Annotated in this window: 14 protein-coding genes; 6 read left to right on the top strand and 8 right to left on the bottom strand. The window is 63.9% G+C overall.

All coding sequences use genetic code 11. The annotated features are described in order from the left end of the window. The first annotated feature begins 5 nt into the window (after positions 1-5). Positions 6-1,688 carry an energy-dependent translational throttle protein EttA gene (ettA, locus tag H4V99_RS10805; RefSeq protein WP_280678148.1) on the top strand — a complete coding sequence of 561 codons (1,683 nt, stop codon included), beginning with the start codon at positions 6-8 and terminating at the stop codon, positions 1,686-1,688. Positions 1,689-1,696: 8 nt separating this feature from the next. Beyond that, positions 1,697-2,173 (top strand): thioesterase family protein, encoded by a 477-nt coding sequence (locus tag H4V99_RS10800; RefSeq protein WP_280678146.1) that lies wholly within the window; start codon positions 1,697-1,699, stop codon positions 2,171-2,173. Between the two features lie 41 nt (positions 2,174-2,214). On the opposite strand, the gene H4V99_RS10795 is transcribed toward H4V99_RS10800, so the two are convergent. Then, entirely contained in the window at positions 2,215-2,652 is a 438-nt protein-coding gene (locus tag H4V99_RS10795; RefSeq protein WP_280678144.1) for a Rieske (2Fe-2S) protein, read from the bottom strand. A 9-nt stretch (positions 2,653-2,661) separates the two neighbouring features. Next, entirely contained in the window at positions 2,662-3,525 is an 864-nt protein-coding gene (locus H4V99_RS10790) for an acyl-CoA thioesterase II (protein WP_280680080.1), read from the bottom strand. Positions 3,526-3,605: 80 nt separating this feature from the next. Between H4V99_RS10790 and H4V99_RS10785 the strand changes: the two genes are divergently transcribed. Further along, positions 3,606-4,268: a hypothetical protein gene (locus H4V99_RS10785; RefSeq protein WP_280678142.1), complete on the top strand. Its 663-nt coding sequence runs from the start codon at positions 3,606-3,608 to the stop codon at positions 4,266-4,268. On the opposite strand, the gene H4V99_RS10780 is transcribed toward H4V99_RS10785, so the two are convergent. Further along, on the bottom strand, positions 4,174-5,841 hold the full coding sequence (locus H4V99_RS10780) for a PucR family transcriptional regulator (RefSeq protein WP_280678140.1): 1,668 nt from the start codon (positions 5,839-5,841) through the stop codon (positions 4,174-4,176). The two genes, H4V99_RS10785 and H4V99_RS10780, sit on opposite strands and share 95 nt — an antisense overlap. A 146-nt stretch (positions 5,842-5,987) precedes the next feature. On the opposite strand from H4V99_RS10780, the gene gabT reads away from it, so the two are divergent. Both gabT and H4V99_RS10770 read left to right on the top strand, forming a co-directional pair. After that, complete coding sequence (gabT, locus tag H4V99_RS10775; protein ID WP_280678138.1) at positions 5,988-7,352, top strand: 4-aminobutyrate--2-oxoglutarate transaminase; 1,365 nt, start codon at positions 5,988-5,990, stop codon at positions 7,350-7,352. Between the two features lie 108 nt (positions 7,353-7,460). Beyond that, positions 7,461-8,834: an NAD(P)/FAD-dependent oxidoreductase gene (locus tag H4V99_RS10770; RefSeq protein ID WP_280678136.1), complete on the top strand. Its 1,374-nt coding sequence runs from the start codon at positions 7,461-7,463 to the stop codon at positions 8,832-8,834. Between the two features lie 60 nt (positions 8,835-8,894). Here H4V99_RS10770 and H4V99_RS10765 read toward each other — a convergent pair whose 3' ends face one another. The 3 genes from H4V99_RS10765 to pepN all read right to left on the bottom strand — a co-directional run bounded on the left by H4V99_RS10765 (position 8,895) and on the right by pepN (position 13,197). Further along, positions 8,895-9,329 (bottom strand): globin, encoded by a 435-nt coding sequence (locus H4V99_RS10765; RefSeq protein WP_280678134.1) that lies wholly within the window; start codon positions 9,327-9,329, stop codon positions 8,895-8,897. Continuing rightward, complete coding sequence (locus tag H4V99_RS10760) at positions 9,319-10,428, bottom strand: mechanosensitive ion channel domain-containing protein (RefSeq protein WP_280680079.1); 1,110 nt, start codon at positions 10,426-10,428, stop codon at positions 9,319-9,321. The genes H4V99_RS10765 and H4V99_RS10760 overlap by 11 nt, the downstream gene beginning before the upstream one ends. A 222-nt stretch (positions 10,429-10,650) precedes the next feature. Further along, entirely contained in the window at positions 10,651-13,197 is a 2,547-nt protein-coding gene (gene pepN, locus H4V99_RS10755) for an aminopeptidase N (protein ID WP_280678132.1), read from the bottom strand. Positions 13,198-13,310: 113 nt separating this feature from the next. On the opposite strand from pepN, the gene H4V99_RS10750 reads away from it, so the two are divergent. Next, positions 13,311-14,321 (top strand): DUF2332 domain-containing protein, encoded by a 1,011-nt coding sequence (locus tag H4V99_RS10750; RefSeq protein WP_280678130.1) that lies wholly within the window; start codon positions 13,311-13,313, stop codon positions 14,319-14,321. Between the two features lie 18 nt (positions 14,322-14,339). Here the strand turns inward: H4V99_RS10750 and H4V99_RS10745 are convergent, their stop codons facing one another. Beyond that, positions 14,340-15,770, bottom strand: coding sequence for an SDR family oxidoreductase (locus tag H4V99_RS10745; protein WP_280680078.1), 1,431 nt, complete (start codon positions 15,768-15,770; stop codon positions 14,340-14,342). Positions 15,771-15,997: 227 nt separating this feature from the next. Beyond that, positions 15,998-17,563, bottom strand: coding sequence for an MFS transporter (locus H4V99_RS10740; RefSeq protein WP_280678128.1), 1,566 nt, complete (start codon positions 17,561-17,563; stop codon positions 15,998-16,000). Positions 17,564-17,671 lie beyond the last annotated feature (108 nt).

Below are 17,671 nucleotides of genomic sequence, written 5' to 3'. Positions count from 1 at the left end.
ACACTATGGCCGAATTTATTTACTCAATGGTCCGCGCTCGAAAGGCGATCGGCGAGAAGCTCATTCTCGACGACGTCACCATGTCGTTCTTCCCCGGTGCCAAGATTGGCGTCGTGGGTCCGAACGGTGCCGGAAAATCCACCATCCTCAAGATCATGGCGGGCCTCGACACCCCCAGCAACGGTGAGGCGCGTCTCTCACCCGGTTACAGCGTGGGAATCCTCATGCAGGAACCTCAGCTGGACGAGTCGAAGACCGTGCTGCAGAACGTGCAGGAGGGTGTCGGTCCAATCAAGGAGAAGATCGACCGCTTCAACGAGATCAGCCTCGCGCTCGGCGAGCCCGACGCCGACTTTGACACCCTGCTGGAAGAGATGGGTCACCTGCAGGAGGCCATTGACGCAGCCGACGCGTGGGACCTGGACTCTCAGCTGGAGCAGGCGATGGACGCCCTGCGCACTCCGCCGGGGGACGCATCCGTTGCCAACCTCTCCGGTGGTGAAAAGCGTCGCGTTGCACTCTGCAAGCTCCTGCTGCAAAAGCCTGACCTGCTGCTTCTTGACGAACCCACTAACCACCTCGACGCCGAGAGCGTGCTGTGGCTCGAGCAGCACCTCGCCAAGTACCCGGGCGCCGTTCTGGCCGTCACACACGACCGGTACTTCCTCGACCACGTAGCCGAGTGGATCGCCGAGATCGACCGCGGCCACCTCTACCCGTATGAGGGCAACTACTCGACCTACCTTGAGAAGAAGCAGGAACGTCTGCTCGTGCAGGGCAAGAAAGACGCCAAGCTTTCCCGTCGCCTCGCCGACGAACTCGAGTGGGTCCGCTCCAACGCCAAGGGCCGTCAGGTTAAGTCGAAGGCGCGTCTGGCCCGCTACGAAGAAATGGCAGCCGCGGCCGAAAGCACCCGCAAGCTCGACTTCGAAGAGATTCAGATTCCCGTGGGACCGCGCCTTGGCGCTCAGGTGATCGATGCCCAGAAGCTGCAAAAGGGCTTCGATGGTCGCCTCCTCATTGACAACCTGAGCTTCACCCTGCCGCGTAACGGCATCGTGGGAATCATCGGTCCGAACGGTGTGGGTAAGACCACGCTGTTCAAGACCATCGTAGGCAAGGAACCGCTCGACAGTGGAGACCTGAAGATCGGTGAAACGGTCAACATCTCCTACGTGGACCAGGACCGTGGCGGAATCGATCCGAATAAAACGCTGTGGGAGGTTGTCTCCGACGGCCAGGACTACATTCAGGTCGGCAAGACCGAGATCCCGTCCCGCGCCTATGTGTCCACCTTCGGTTTCAAGGGCCCCGATCAGCAGAAGAAGGCCGGTGTGCTCTCCGGTGGAGAGCGTAACCGCCTGAACCTTGCGCTCACCCTGAAGCAGGGCGGTAACCTTCTGCTCCTCGACGAGCCCACTAACGACCTCGACGTGGAAACCCTGGGTTCACTCGAGAACGCGCTGCTGGAGTTCCCGGGCTGCGCCGTGGTGATCACACACGACCGGTGGTTCCTCGACCGGGTGGCCACCCACATCCTCTCCTATGAGGGCACCGAGGACGACCCGGCCAACTGGTACTGGTTTGAAGGTAACTTCGAGTCCTACGAGCAGAACAAAATCGAACGCCTCGGAGCGGATGCTGCGAAGCCTCATCGCTCCGCGTACCGCAAGCTCACGCGGGACTAGGTTTCCAGATGAAGCTGCACGTGCCCATTCGACTGCGCTGGTCGGACCTGGATGCCTACGGTCACGTCAACAATGCAGAGATGCTGCGCCTCCTGGAGGAGGCCCGCATCATTGCATTTTGGGTGAACGATGACACCGGTTCGACCGCGGTCGGCCAGAGCACGGCGGTGCTCGATGGACGCCCGGGTGCGGCGACCCTCACGCTGATTGCACGCCAGGAGATCGAGTATCTGGCGCCGATCCCGTATCTGCGTGATCCTATCGATGTGCGCTTGTGGATTGGCAAGCTCGGCGGAGCCAGCCTCGACGTGTGTTATGAGGTGTGGGGTCCGGCGGGCCTCGGCGAGGCGACACTGTACGCGCGGGCGAACACCACCATCGTGCTGGTGGATTCCGCGACTGAACGGCCGCGACGTATCAACGATGTTGAGCGTGCGGCCTGGCAGCCTTACCTCGACGAGCCGATTGTCTTCACCCGCCGCTGAATCCAGCGTGCCGGTTGGCACCTGAATCGGGACGGCGTGTTCTAGGCCGTGCTGATGGTGGTGCCGTCTACGGTGATGTCGACCGCCGACAGAGCGCGGGTGGCGGGGCCCTGCAGCACGTCTCCGGTGGATGTATCGAACCGTGACCGGTGGCAGGGACACACCAGCTCACCCTGCCTGCCGGCTACAAGGCACCCCTGGTGCGGGCACACAGCGCTGAACGCCGTCACCGTACCCGCTTCGGGCTGGGACAGTACGATCTGCTGGCCGTTTGCCATGACCACGATCGAACCTCCCACCGGAATATCGGACAGCTGAGCAATTTCGGTCGGCGGACCCGTGGTGGCCGAGTCGTCACCGCTGCCGGTACTGCACCCGACGAGCGCCACGGTAGCGGCCGCAGCAACGCCGGCACCGCCCCAAACGATCACGTTACGACGGCTCAGGCCAGACGGATTCAGATTTTTTGCGGGACTCATGATGACGTGTTACTCCTCATTGCTGGGAACTCGAACCATACCCTCTTGCGCGACGGTGGCCAGCAGCACACCCGCCCGCGAAAAGATGCTGCCCGTGCTGAGGCCGCGTCCGCCCTGGGCCGAGGGAGAATCCTGCACATAGAGCAGCCACTCATCAACCCGACCAAATCGGTGCCACCACATGGCATGGTCGAGACTCGCCACCTTGAGGCCACGCGTCGACCACGGTGTGCCGTGGCGACGCAGCACCGGCTCCATGATCGAGTAGTCGCTCGCGTAGGCGAGCGCTGCTCGGTGCAGGTCAGGATCGTCGGGGAGACGACCCAGAGATTTCATCCACACCGCCTGCTTCGCCGTGTGTTCCCCGTTGACGGACAGATAGATGGGTGACGGGACGTGCCGCATGTCGAAGGGGCGCTCGCTCGCCCAGTACCGCGCCACCGAGTGGTCCACCTGCGCCAAACTGTCGGCTGCCGTGGGGAGCGACTCGGGGTCAGGCAGGTCGGTCGGCATCTCGATGTGATGTTCCAGACCCTCGTCCTCATCCTGGAACGACGCGATCATCGACAGGATCGGCAGGCCGTTCTGATAGCACTGTGTGCGCCGGGTCGAGAACGAGCGCCCGTCATGAACGCGCTCCACCGAGAAGGTGATGGGGTGATTCACGTCGCCGGGACGCAGAAAATAGCCGTGCATCGAGTGCACATGCCGATCGTCTGGAACGGTACGCATTGCCGCCACGAGCGACTGAGCCAGCACCTGCCCGCCGAAAACGCGCCCAAGCGGCATCCACTGCGAGGGTCCGGTGAAGATGTCTTCGTTGGTGCGAGCGCCGGTGTCCGTGAGGTCGAGGGCGGCCAGCAGGCCTTCCATGGGCTTCGACAAGGGGCCTCCTCAGGCATGCGCCGTGCGGCGGTGGGAAGTGATTGGTTACCTTGGTAGTTTAGAAGCAGATGAGCCAGTCATTTTCTCTCACAGATCCCCAGTCCGTCAGCGACCTTCAGGTGTACCTCGCCCGAGCCGCTCGAGTTCTCGATGGCAGCGTGCGCCTCACGGCCGTTGGCGGGGTGCTTGCTGTATACACCGGAATCCTGTACCCGCGGGGTCTGCTGGACGCCAGCCCCACGGTGCTGGGGCTTCGCACCTTCGCCCTCACCGAGCCCGGTGACATCGACCGCGTGGTGCCGGTGCGCGGAGTGCTCGAACGAATCGCACGCCTGCAGACCGAGCCCATGACACCGGAAACCCCGGTCGTTGTTCCGCTGCCGCTTGAAGCGGGAACAGCAAGCTGGGCCGGTATCTCACCGCCCACCGGCGGCTGGCTCCCCATCGGACAAGCGGATGCCGCGCTGTTGATCACGGCAGCCCACGCCGGAATCGAGGAGGTCGCCTCCGTCATCCCCACGGGCACCGGTGAACAAATTGTTGAGCGCGTTCGAGCCGAGATCTGGGGACGGCCCGTCGAGGGCCTACCGGGGATTCCGGCCGGAGCGGCCTTCGCCGCACTCAGCCTCGGATTCTTCAGCGACGATGACCCTGTTCTGGTGTTCGAGACGGGTCCGTGGACGCGCCTGACCACGACCCGAGGCCACGTGCTGGTGCGTCGCCGGCTGTAGCTGCGACGTTACTTGCAAGGAGCGCCGCCCACGCGTCCGCGCGCGCGTGGAAACCACTCAGGTCGCGTGCGAGCAACACTTCCACCTGACCGATCCGGTTGCGCACGGTGTGCCGGTGAACCCCGAGTGCGGCAGCGGCGGGAGTGAATTGGCCGTTCGCTTCGAGCCAGACCCGGAGGGTGTGCACGAGCGTGCTGCCCGTCGCTGCATCGTGATCGGTGAGGGGCGCGAGGGCCGCGCGACCGACGGCGGAAGCATCCGTTCTGGCGAGAAAGGCGAGAACGCCCTGCCGGGAGATCGCATCAAACGGGGTGATCCCCGGTTCGCCCTCGCGTGAGCGGTCCCACGCCTGGCGAGCCTGGGTGAGGGCCCCGGATAGTGAGCTGAAGACGGTCGGGTCGGAGAGGCCCACGTGCAGACCGAAACCGACCAGTTCGCGAAGGACGCTGTGGGAATGGGAGTCGATGCACAGGACAATGCTGGTGCCCAGTCGAGCGTAAAACAGGTGCCCGTTGCGCTCCGCCGCTCTTAGTTCGAGAAAGTCGGTGACCGCGTCCAGTCGTTCGGGGGAAGTGGCGCTGACCGCGACGCGCACGGGTTCCTCGGGGAACGCACCCCAGAGCTCGGTCGACACCGTGGTGGCCAGTTCAACCTGGCCGCCGAGAAGTGTCTGCAGCAGACCCGAACGCAGGTGACCGCGGGCGTGCCCGAGGGCGGTGTTCTGCTCCAGGGCGAGGCCGGCGAGGGCAATCACACTCGTGACGACTTCCTGACTGGCCGGGTCGAGCGTGGTCTGGCCGCCCAGAGCGAGCACGCCCCGCAGATGGTCGCGGCGTCCGAGCGTCTGCAGATTGAGCGTCTCGCCGTGATCGGTCACGGTGAGGCTGGCGCGTTGGCCGCGGCGCAGTATTCGCTCGGCCTCCTGCTGCGCCCGGTCACGGGAACCACGAGCGGCCGACGCCCCGCTAAACGTGTCGCGGGGGAATACCTGATTGAGGACTCCATTCGAGTCGAACAGGGCTACCCAGTGGCCGAGCTGGCGCGACAGTTCGCTGAGGGTGGCGCTGAGGCCGTCGGGCCGGAGTGCAGCGAGAGAGATGGCCCGTTGGGCGCCGAGCGTCCAGGTATCCCGGGCGAACCGGAGTTCAGCGACGAGGTCACCACCGGCACGGGCCACGGCGATGAAAGGAGTGTCGTAGGGAACCTCGATGAGAGGCATGCCTCCGGCCAGGCACGCGGCAATCAGGGCATCGGGTGTTCCATCCCGGATCACCTCCGTCCCAAAACCGAGGCAGGAGATACCGTGAGCGGTCAAGCGCTGCACGTAGTCGGTATAAACGGCATCCGTCATCGTGTCGAACGCAAATTGGCGGCCTGTGGTGAGCAGCATCTGGTGGGGGGAGAGAAACGGAGTCGGATCCGGGAGATCGGAACTGTGCACCCAGTCAACCGGCCGGTCGAGCGCCCCGGGTGGAAGGGCAGTTTCCGCCGTGAGAAGTCGCACGTTCAGGTTCGGCTGGGCCAGGAGACGGCGCAGCGACGGCAGCAGCGGCGGGGCTATGGATGGAGACATGAGCCGAGTGTACAGTGTGAATAATTGCGGTTCTCACGTTGTACATACCGGCACCGATGCGTGCATCGTCACCCGCCTACTATAACTCAACTGGCATCGAGGGCCGCAGTGCGTTGATGTCCCTGTGTCGCAGAAATGGAGCCGTCATGACCGTCGTCGAGACCAGCACATCCACCGTTCCGCTTGGCGGCCCCAGCCTCCCGCAGGAGCGCCGCCTGGTGACCCGCATCCCCGGCCCGAAGTCGCAGGCACTGCAGGCGCGGAAGGCACAGGCGGTCTCCGCCGGAGTGGGAATCACCCTGCCGGTCTATGTCGTGGCCGCCGGCGGCGGCGTGCTCGTTGACGTGGACGGTAACTCCCTCATCGACCTCGGATCAGGCATCGCGGTCACCGGCGTCGGCAACAGTGCACCGCGTGTTGTGGCGGCCGTCACGGCCCAGCTCGAGCAGTTCACGCACACCTGCTTCAGCGTGGCACCCTACGACTCCTACATTGAGGTTGCCGAGACCCTGAACCGGCTCACCCCGGGCGATCACGAGAAGCGCAGCGTGCTCTTCAACTCCGGCGCCGAAGCCGTGGAGAATGCCGTGAAGATTGCACGCAGCTTCACCCACAAGCAGGCTGTTGTCGCCTTTGACCACGCCTATCATGGGCGCACCAACCTCACGATGGGCCTCACGGCGAAGAACCTGCCGTACAAGAACGGCTTTGGTCCGTTCGCACCCGAGGTGTACCGCGCGCCGATGTCGTATCCGCTCCGCGACGGCGGCCTCGACGGCGCCGTGGCAGCACGACGTGCCATTCTGCAGATGGAGAAGCAGATCGGCGCAGACAACCTCGCAGCCGTCATTATTGAGCCCATTCAGGGTGAGGGCGGTTTCATCGTGCCCGCCGCGGGGTTCCTTCCCACGCTGCTCACCTGGTGCCGCGCCAACAACGTGGTGTTCATTGCCGATGAGATTCAGACCGGGTTCGCCCGCACCGGCCACATGTTCGCCAGCGAGCACGAGGGCATCGTTCCCGACCTGATCTGCACCGCGAAGGGTATCGCCGGGGGACTCCCGCTCTCGGCCGTCACCGGTCGAGCAGACATCATGGATGCACCGCAGGCCGGTGGCCTCGGCGGCACCTACGGTGGCAACCCGCTCGCCTGCGCCGCAGCGCTCGCCACGATCGAAACCTACGAAGCAGACCATCTCGTTGAGCGTGCCGCCGCGATCGGTCGCGTCATGTCCGACGTCCTCGGTGCCTTCGCCGCCGCCGACCCACGTATTGCCGAAGTTCGCGGGCGTGGTGCCATGATGGCAATCGAGCTGGTTGACCCCGACACGAATGAGCCGGATGCCGCGCTCACCGCCCGCGTCATCGCTGCCACCCACGCGGAGGGCGTTATTCTGCTCGGCTGCGGTACCTACGGCAACGTGATCCGCTTCCTGCCGCCACTGAGCATTTCCGACGATCTGCTGCGTGAGGGTCTGCACATCGTGGGGGATGCGCTGGCCCTGAGCTGAGCATTTTGTGGCCTGCCACAAACGTAGAATTATGAGGGTGTTCAGCACCCCGTCTTCGAGCAGCACGAACACCTTTTTTCTTGCACCGTGAATTTTCTAGGAGTAACCATGCACGAGATCACCCGTGACGTCGTCATCATTGGAGCCGGGGCATCCGGTCTCACGGCCGCCACCGAACTACGGAAGGCCGGCCTCACCGTTGCCGTGCTCGAAGCCCGAGACCGCGTGGGCGGCCGCCTCTTAACAGACACCATCGAGGGCGCGATGCTCGAGGTCGGCGGCCAGTGGGTATCGCCCGACCAGCTCGCGCTCAAGCGCACCCTCACCGAGCTGGGCCTCGACACCTACCCGCGGTACCGCGCCGGCAAGAATGTATACATCAACAAAGCCGGCACGGTCAGCCGTTTTGAGGGTGAGATTTTTCCGGTACCCGCGGCCACCGAGCAGCAGATTCTTACCCTGATCGAGAAGCTCGACGTGCTCGTGTCGCAGATGAACCCCGACCGGCCGTGGGAGCACCCGCAGGCTGCGGAACTCGACGCTATCTCCTTCAGCCGGTGGCTGGAGACGCAGACCGATGATGTCGAGGCACACGACAACATCAGCATGTTCATTGCCGGAGCCATGCTGACGAAGCCGGCACACGCCTTCTCGGCGTTGCAGGCGCTGCTCATGGCTGCCAGCGCGGGATCGTTCAGCAATCTTGTCGACGCCGATTTTATTCTTGACGAGCGCGTGGTGGGTGGTTTGCAGCAGGTTCCTCTGCTGCTGGCTGCGAACCTGGGCGACGACGTGCACCTCGGCCAGCCCGTGCGGAGCCTGCGTTGGAGCGAGACCAGCGTTACCGCCATCTCCGACGATCTCACGGTCACGGCCCGCCACGCCATCATTGCCGTGCCGCCGCCCCTGATCAGCCGCATCAGCTTCGACCCGCCCCTGCCGCGCCGCCAGCAGCAGTTGCACCAGCACCTGTCGATGGGTTTCGTGATCAAGGTTCACGCGGTCTACGAGACCCCGTTCTGGCGCACCGACGACCTGTCCGGAACCGCGTTCAGCCCCTACGAGCTCGTGCATGAGGCCTATGACAACACCAACTTCGAGGACCCGCGCGGCACCCTCGTGGGCTTTGTCTCCGACGAGCAAGCGGATGCCCTCTTCGGCCTGAGCGCAGCGGATCGCAAGACCGCAATCCTCACGTCGCTCTCGCACTACTACGGCCCGGAAGCGCTGAACCCGGTGGTGTACTACGAGAGCGATTGGGGAACCGAAGAGTGGACCCGCGGCGCCTATGCCGCGAGTTTCGACCTCGGTGGTCTCGCCCGGTACGGCGCCGACCTGCGCACTCCGGTGGGCCCGCTGTCATTCTCCTGCAGTGACCTCGCCGGACACGGCTACCAGCATGTGGACGGTGCCATCCGGATGGGCATCGAAAGCGCAGGGGCCATCATTGCAGCCAGCGCCCTCTCCGAGGTCAGCGTCTAGCGCCACCGGCGCGGTGCGCGGCGTACCCTCCACACGGGTCGGCGACAGCGTTCGGTAACGCTAGTCGTCGAACGTGTTGACCATGGCGTGCGCCGCGCGGTCGAGGTAGTCCCAGAGTGTCTCGCGCTGCAGCGGCGGCAGGTCGCAGGAGTCGACGGCAACCTTCATGTGACCGAGCCAGCGGTCCCGCGCATCGGGATTGACCTTGAAGCCCTGGTGTCGCAGCCGCAACCGCGGGTGTCCGCGCTGCTGGCTGTACGTGCCCGGGCCGCCCCAGAACTGCTCGAGAAACATCACCAGACGCTCTTCGGCCGGTCCCAGGTCATCTTCGGGGTACATCGGCTTGAGCACCGGGTCCGCCGCAATTCCTCGGTAAAACTCGTGCACGAGTTTTTCGAAGAAGGCTCGCCCTCCCACCTCGTCATAGAACGTGGGAATCACGGCTGCGCCGTTCTCTTCACTACGAAGGTGCACTCCGGCTGGTTCATTTGTCATCGCGGGTCTCCGGGTCTGGTGCGGTGTGGATGATGGGTATCTCGGATGCTTTCGGCTCGACGCCATCAAGCGGGCTCTCGGCGGCCTTGACTCGGGGCTTTCGTGGCGCCCGTGTGGTGCGCTTCACCGGAACAGGGGCGGTGCGAGCATCCACAACAGCATCGGGCACGGCGGCGGCGGCTTCCGCAGCGGCATCCACTGTCGAAGCCTCATACAACTCCGTGCCACCGAGAGTTCCGTCCGGGCCGGTCATGACCACACTGTTGAGGGGGGTGAGTGACACGCCCACGCCATCCAGAGCCTTCTTCAGGTGCAGTCGCAGGTCACGGGCGAAGTCCCACTTGACGGCCACCCGAGTCTTGACGGCGAGCCGCGTCACCAGGGCCTCGGCGGTGATGGATTCAAGCCCCCAGATCTCGGGTTTCTCGAGGATGTAGGCTCTCCATTTGCGGCTTGAGGCGAGTGCAGTAGCCACCCGCAGCAGTTCGGACTGCACGGCCTCCACATTGGAACTGTAGGGAATTGCGAGGTCGATGATGACACGGGCCCAGCCCTGTGACATGTTTCCCACCCGCAGAATCTCGCCGTTTCGCACGAACCAGAGTGTGCCGTCAAGATCACGAATCTGGGTGATTCGAATTCCCACGGATTCCACGATGCCGGTGGCGAATCCCACGTCGACAATGTCGCCTACCCCGATTTGGTCCTCGACAACCATGAAGAGGCCGTTCAAGATGTCTTTGACAATGTTCTGCGCACCGAAACCAAGGCCGGCACCGATCGCGGCTGTCAGCAGGGCGAACGACCCGAGAATGTTCTCGTTCAGGGTCTGCACGATCATCAGGATGGCCGTGATGAGAATGAAGACGTTCACGATGTTGGCCAGCACGGAGCCCAGAGTTCGTGACCGTTGAACGACCCGCACGGCGGCCAGTGGAGAAACACTGAGCGCCTGGGTGTCATCAACCTTCTGGGTCTTTTTCACACCGGACACGATCTGCTGAACGACACGACGGATCACGAACTGGAGCACCCAGCGCACCGCAAAGGCGATCAGGACGATGAAGAGGATTTGTAAGAGGTTTTGCCACGTCTCCATCCAGATATCGCTGGAAAGGAAGGTGGCCACGGCGGCCCAGAATGTATCCATAGTGATCCGAGTCTACGCAGACGCTCTCAGGTGAACCCTGAGTGTGCGTGCCGGCTGAGAAAACAGATACGCCCCGGCGTGAACCGGGGCGTATCTTTTCAGCTACGTCGTTCGTCGACGGAGCTACAGTGCGATGGAACTACAGTGCGATGGAACTACAGTGCGATGGTGCTACTGCGCGTCGCGGGCCTGCACGGCGAGTGAACGCTCCACTCCGGCCAGGTTCTCCACGACGAGGCGGCGCAGTGCGGCCGGCTCGGCGTTCGCGGCCAGCCACGCGTGCGTGGCATCGGCGAGAGCCTGGTTGTTAAGCGGTGACGGGTAGAGACCGATCACGAGCTTCTCACCGATCGAGAAGCTGCGTGCCTCCCAAACCGACTGCAGCATGTCGAAGTACTTCTCCTGGAACGGCGCCAGAAGCGACGGATCGTTCACCCGCAGGAATCCAGCGGCCGTTGTGCGCACGATTGTCGTCGCTGCGGTATCCACATCAATGAGCGAGGACCAGGCGGCGAGCTTGGCTTCCGCGGTGGGAACCGCTGCTCGGGCCAGAGCGGCCGACTGGGCACCCGTTGCGGTGTTATCGCTCGCGAGGGCCGCATCGATCTCCGCCGCCACGGCCTTGCCTCCGGCGACCAGAGCAATGAGGAGTTCCCACGCCAGATCGGTGTCGATCGTGAGGCCAGCCAGCGTCTCGGCGCCGGAGCGCAGACCGGCAATGTGTGCCAGCTGTTCCTCGGTCTCGGCAACAGACGCAAAGAACTTCACGAACTGGAACTGGGCGTCGCTTCCGGCAGCGGCTCCCGCGGCCAGGGCCCACAGGCCGTCGGCCACCTCGGTGGTGACCTGGGCGCGGTGCTCTTCGGCCACATAGGACGACGCCGTGAGCACCAGCTGCCCCACAACGGTGCGCAGTGTCGTCGACTCGGTCTCTGTCTCCACGTTGTTCAGAACCAGACGCACGAAGTCACGCGCCGAGGTCTCGGCATCGCGGGTAGCGTCCCAGACGGAACCCCACACGATCGCACGAGCCAGCGGGCTCTCGATTGCGGCCAGGTGCTGCAGTGCAACGGCCTGCGAGGCCTCGTCCAGACGCACCTTGGCGTAGGTGAGGTCGTCGTCGTTGAGCAACACGAGGTCGGGACGGGCCTGACCAACGAGCTCGGCGACATCCGTTCGCGCACCATCGACGTCGAGCTCAACACGATGTGTGCGCACGAGCTTGGCCGCGGCATCACGGTTGTAGAACCCAATGGCGAGGCGGTGCGGGCGAATGGTGGGGTAGTCGGCGGTTGCGGTCTGCAGCACGGCGAAGCCCGTGATGGTTCCCTCGGCGTCGACCGTGATCTCGGGGCGCAGGGTGTTGACGCCGGCGGTCTCGAGCCAGAGCTGGGCCCACTCGGTGAGGTCACGGCCGCTGGCGGCTTCGAGCTCAACGAGCAGATCGCGGAGCTCGGTGTTGCCCCACTGGTGCTTCTGAAAATAGGAGCCGACGCCGGTGAAGAAGGCCTCGATGCCCACCCAGGCGGCGAGCTGCTTCAAAACGGAGCCACCCTTGGCGTAGGTGATGCCGTCGAAGTTCACCAGCACGTCGTCAAGGTCGCGAATGGTGGCGACCACGGGGTGCGTGGAGGGCAGCTGGTCCTGCTTGTAGGCCCAGCTCTTCTCCATGACGGCGAAGGTGGTCCACGCCTCGTGCCACTCGGTGGCTTCGGCGGTGGCGATGGTGGATGCCCACTCGGCAAAGCTCTCGTTGAGCCACAGGTCGTTCCACCAGGTCATGGTGACGAGGTCGCCGAACCACATATGAGCGAGCTCGTGCAGAATGGTGACGACCCGGCGTTCCTTGATGGCGTCGGTGACCTTGGAACGGAAGATGTACGTCTCGGTGAACGTCACGGCGCCCGCATTTTCCATCGCGCCCGCATTGAACTCCGGAACGAACATCTGGTCGTACTTGTCGAAGGGGTACGGAAAACCGAACTTCTCTTCAAAGTAGGCGAAGCCCTGAGTGGTCTTCTCGATGATGTAATCGGCGTCCAGGTACTCCGAGAGGCTCTTGCGGCTGAACACGCCGAGGGGAATGATGCGTCCGTCACTCGACGTGAGCTCGCTGCGTACCACGGCGTACGGGCCGGCCACGAGGGCCGTGATGTAGCTCGAAATGGTGTGCGTGGGAGCGAAAGCCCAGGTGGCCTTGCCGTCGCCGGCCGGTGTCGGCTCGGGCGTGGTGGAGTTGGAGATGACCTGCCAGGCCTCGGGGGCCGTCACGGTGAACGTGAACGTGGCCTTCAGGTTCGGCTGCTCGAAGACGGCGAATACGCGGCGCGAGTCGGGAACCTCGAACTGGCTGTAGAGGTAGACCTCGTTATCGACGGGGTCGACGAAGCGGTGCAGGCCCTCGCCGGTGTTGGTGTAAATAGCGTCGGCAACAACGGTCAACTCGTTCTCTGCGGCGAGATCGTCAAGCTGAATGCGGATGCCGTCGCTGACGACGGCGGGATCAAGGGCCACACCGTTGAGGGTGACGCTGTGCACTGTGCGGGTGATCGCATCAATGAAGGTGGACGCCCCCGGCGTTGCTGCGAACGTGACGGTGGTGGTGGCGGCAAAAAGTTCCGGGCCGGTCGTGAGATCGAGCGTTACGTCGTAGTTGTGCACGCTGACGATCGCGGCGCGCTCCTGAGCTTCGACGCGGGTGAGGTTTTCTCCTGGCAACAGGTTCTCCATTTCAATTCACGAATAATAAGTACACGTTGGCGTTACGGGCACCGTTGCATAGATATCAAGCCTAACCGTCATTGCTGTTCGGCCGTCGCTACTGTGTTGTCGTGACAACGAGCAGTGATCCTCGGGCGTCGACGCCCGATCGGTACCGTCAGTTCGCGCAGGTCGAAGCACGGGGGATTAGTGCCTGTTATGTGGAGTGGGCCAGCGGGGTCGCTGACGATCCTCGGATCCTTGCGCTCATCGATCGCTTGCCCGCGTCGAAACGGCACCCCACTCTGGTCTTCAGTGCGGCGCGGTTCTGCGGTGCCGCACCCGCATCGTATGTCGAGTTCGCGGGGTTCCTTTCCGCTCACTGGCTCGAGGTGGAGGCTGTCTGCCTCACCCATGACACGCAGACCAATGAGGCGGGGCGGTGCGCCACACTGCTGCCGGCGCTCGCTGCCCTGTCCGGGCCGCTCGCGCTCATCGAGGTGGGCGCATCCGCTGGTCTCTGCCTGCACCCCGACCGATACAGCTACCGGTACCGCTCTGACGACGGCAGCGAGCGCCTTCTGCACCCCGCACGCGGACCAAGTTCGGTGGTGCTCGAGTGTTCGGTCTCCGGCGCGGTCCCGATTCCGCCGCGCCTACCCGAGGTCGTGTGGCGGGCCGGCATAGATCTGAACCCCCTCGACGTTCATTCGGCCGAGGATGTGGAGTGGCTCGAGGCACTGATCTGGCCGGAGCACGAGGACCGTCGACTGCGACTGCGGGCGGCGATCGAGCTGGCGCGCCGAGAAACGGTGGAGATCGTGCGCGGAGACCTCAACGAACAGCTTGCCGCGCTGGTGGCGCGGGCCCCGGCCCACGCCACAATCGTCGTATTCCATACGGCCGTGCTGCTCTACCTCGACGATGAGGCGAAGCGACGCTTCAGGGAGCAACTCGCGGCACTGCCCGTTCACTGGCTCTCAAATGAAAGTCAGGGCGTGGTTCCGGGAATAGCGGAACTACTGTCCGCGATGGCCGGCGCCCTGCCCACCGCGGCATCCGACTTTGTGCTCGCCCTCGACGGCGAACCCCTCGACTTCACCCAGCCTCACGGCCGTTCACTGCACTGGCTCGAAACCTAGACGTGTGGAGGTGCGCCGCTACCAGGCGCCGGGCTGGTAGTCCTTCAAGAAGACACCGCACAGGTCTTCGCCGGCCTCGCCGCGCACGATCGGGTCGTAGACCCGCGCCGCGCCGTCCACCAGGTCAAGGGGAGCGTGAAAGCCCTCCTCAGCGAGGCGAATCTTGGTGGGGTGCGGCCGCTCGTCGGTGATCCAGCCGGTGTCCACGCTCGTCATGAGAATGCCATCGTCAAGCATCTCCTTGGCGCTTGTGCGGGTGAGCATGTTGAGGGCAGCCTTGGCCATATTTGTGTGCGGATGCCCGGGACCCTTGTAACCCCGGCCAAACACGCCCTCCATCGCCGACACGTTCACGATGTACGTGCGCCGGGCAGTGGATGCCGCGAGCGAGGCACGCAGGCGGCTCACGAGCAAGAATGGTGCGGTCGTGTTGCACAGCTGCACTTCCAGCATCTCGAGCGGATCCACGTCTTGAACGTTGGCCGTCCAGCTGTTCACCTCATGCAGATCGGGCACGAGCCCGCCGGCGTCGATGGCTGTTCCCGCAGCAAGTCGCTCGAGGGACGATGACCCGGGGGCCAGCGCGAGTCGGGTGAGATCGTCGGCAGTGAGCGCGCCCGTGCCCGCGGCTGCGGCGAGTAGGGGGTGACCCGACACCGATGCGGCAAGGGCCAGCGGATGCGCGTCGTTTGTATGCCCGAAGGAGACGATCTCGGGCAGAGGACCGTCGGGCAGGGGAGAGTCCTCGGCTTCGACGAGCGGCGAATATGACCCGCGCGAGCGGCGCACGGTTTGCGCCGCGTTGTTGATCAGAATGTCGAGGGGGCCGCTCGCAGCCACCGAGTCGGCCAAGGCAATCACCTGGGCCGGGTCGCGCAGATCGATCCCCACGATGCGGAGGCGATGCAACCAGTCACTCGCATCGGGCATGGCCGCGAAGCGACGCACGGCATCACGGGGAAAACGCGTGGTGACCGTGGTGTGGGCACCATCACGCAGCAGGCGCAGGGCAATGTACATGCCGATCTTGGCGCGGCCACCGGTGAGCAGGGCGCGCTTGCCGGTGAGATCGGTGCGGGCATCACGCTTGGCGTGGCTCATCAGCGCGCAGCTCGGGCAGAGCTGGTGATAAAAGGCATCCACGAGGGTGTACTTCTGCTTGCAGATGTAGCAGGCACGGGGCACGAGAAGCTCTCCGGCCGTGGCAGCGGTCGTGCCGAGAGAGAGCTGAGCGCCCCGGGTCTCGTCGTCGATGCGGGTGGGTGCACCCGTGGCGGTCGCCGCAATCACCTCGCGGTCGGCGTCTTTGATTGCCGCCCGCTTTTCTCCGCGCCGGGCTATTTTCACCGATTTGAACATTTTGGCGGTGGCCTGACGCACCGTGACGAAGTCCGGGTCCTCCGGGTCGATGTTGCTCAGCGACGCCAAAACCCGCAGGGTGGTGGCCATCTCCGCGGGATCGATGCCGGCAAAGCCCGCGTCGTCATCGACAGCACTGTCGATAGCACCGTCACCAGAGATGTCGGGGGAGCCTGCTGGGGCAGTTAGGGTATCGGCTGCGGTGTCAGGCTCGGTGATCATCAGACAATTCTACATCCGCGGGGTGCGACCCCGCACAGACAGTGGATGCCGCGGGCCCCGTCGGGCTCGCGGCATCCGCTGTCTCATTCCATTGGTCAGACCTTGGCTGGCTCCTGGACGGGAATTGCTGAGGTCGGCGGCTCAAAGGTGGCGTCGAACGGCATCTCGTCGGTGTCGAGGAGAGGATTGTCATCCTGACCCTTGACGAGTTCATGGGCCTCTTCGTCGGTGTTCACGCTGGGCATCGAACCCGGGAGCGGCCGGTTGGCCGATTCCTTGAGGAAGAAGATCGCGATTCCACCGATGACCGAGGTGCCCATGAGGTAATACGCGGGCATCATGTCGTTATCGGTCGACACGATCAGTGCGGCGATGATGAACGGCGTAGTGCCGCCGAAGATGGCCACCGCAAAGTTGTACGAGATGCCCATGGCCCCGTAGCGGCTTGCGGTGGGGAAGAGCGCTGGAAGCGCGCTCGCCAGATTGGACACATAGAACGTCACCGGGAAGGCGATGAGCGCGAGTCCAAGCAGCGTGGACCAGACTTCACCGACTCCGATCAGAAGGAAGGCCGGGGTCGAGAGCACGACGGTGCTCGCGGCGCCGATCCACAGCACCGGACGGCGCCCGATGCGGTCGCTGAGTCTTCCGGCGAGCGGAATACAGAGCGACATCGCAATCAGAATTGGAATCGTCAGTGCCGTACCGTGCAGTTCGTCGTAGCCCTTATTTTCGGTGAGATACGTGGGCATGTAGGAGGTGAGTGCGTAACCCACCGTGTTGGCGGCAGCGACAAGAATCATGGCGACGATGATGTTGCGCCAGTACGCCTTGAAGATGGCCAGCGGGCCCTTGGGAGTGTCCGCGTTGGCGCCCGCCGGATTCTTCTGCGCTTCGTGCTGAGCGTCGAGTGTCGCCTGGAAGGCGGGGGACTCGTCGATCTTCATCCGGAAGTAGATGGCGATAAGGCCGAGCGGTCCGGCAATGAGGAACGGCAGACGCCAGCCCCATTCCTCCATGGCCGACTGGCCGAGGACGATTTGCAGCACGGACACGAGGGAGGCGCCCAACGCGAAACCGATGTAGCTGCCCATATCCAGGAAACTGGCGAAGTACCCGCGCTGGCTGTCAGGGGCGTGCTCGCTGACAAAGGTCGTGGCCCCGGCGTACTCGCCACCGGTGGAGAAACCCTGAATGAGCTTGACGAAGACCAGCAGGGCCGCAGCCCACACTCCGATCTGGGCGTAGCTCGGCAGAATACCTACGGCAAAGGTAGAGCCGGCCATGAGCATCAGAGTGGTGGCGAGCACCTTCTGGCGACCAATACGGTCACCGAGCCAGCCAAAGAAAACGCCACCGAGGGGGCGGGCGAAGAAGGTTGCGGCGAAGGTTCCGAGCAGAAAGAGCGTTTGAACGGATGTGTCGGCTTCGGGCAGAAAGACCGGACCCATGGTGGTGATGAGGTAGCCGAAAACACCCACGTCATACCACTCCATGGTGTTTCCGACGATGGTGCCACCCAGGGCACGTTTCATGATGGGTTTGTCGACGACGTTGACGTCGGAGACCTTCAACCGGCGCTTCAACAGCGGCTTTTTTGTGCGGTTGTTCGAACCGGCTGAACCGGATGTTTGTGCTAACGAACTATGGTCATTGGGCATTTGGATTGCTCCCGTGGAGATCAATTGCTTGCGACATGAAGCTGTTCTGCACTCGACAGATTTTTTCAACCCATCGACGCTACCGCTTAAAAACAGGCCCCCCTAATC

The organism is Cryobacterium sp. CG_9.6, assembly GCF_029893365.1.
GTDB lineage: Bacteria > Actinomycetota > Actinomycetes > Actinomycetales > Microbacteriaceae > Cryobacterium.
Note: the sequence above shows the minus strand (reverse complement) of the source record. Positions and strands in the feature narration are given on the sequence as shown.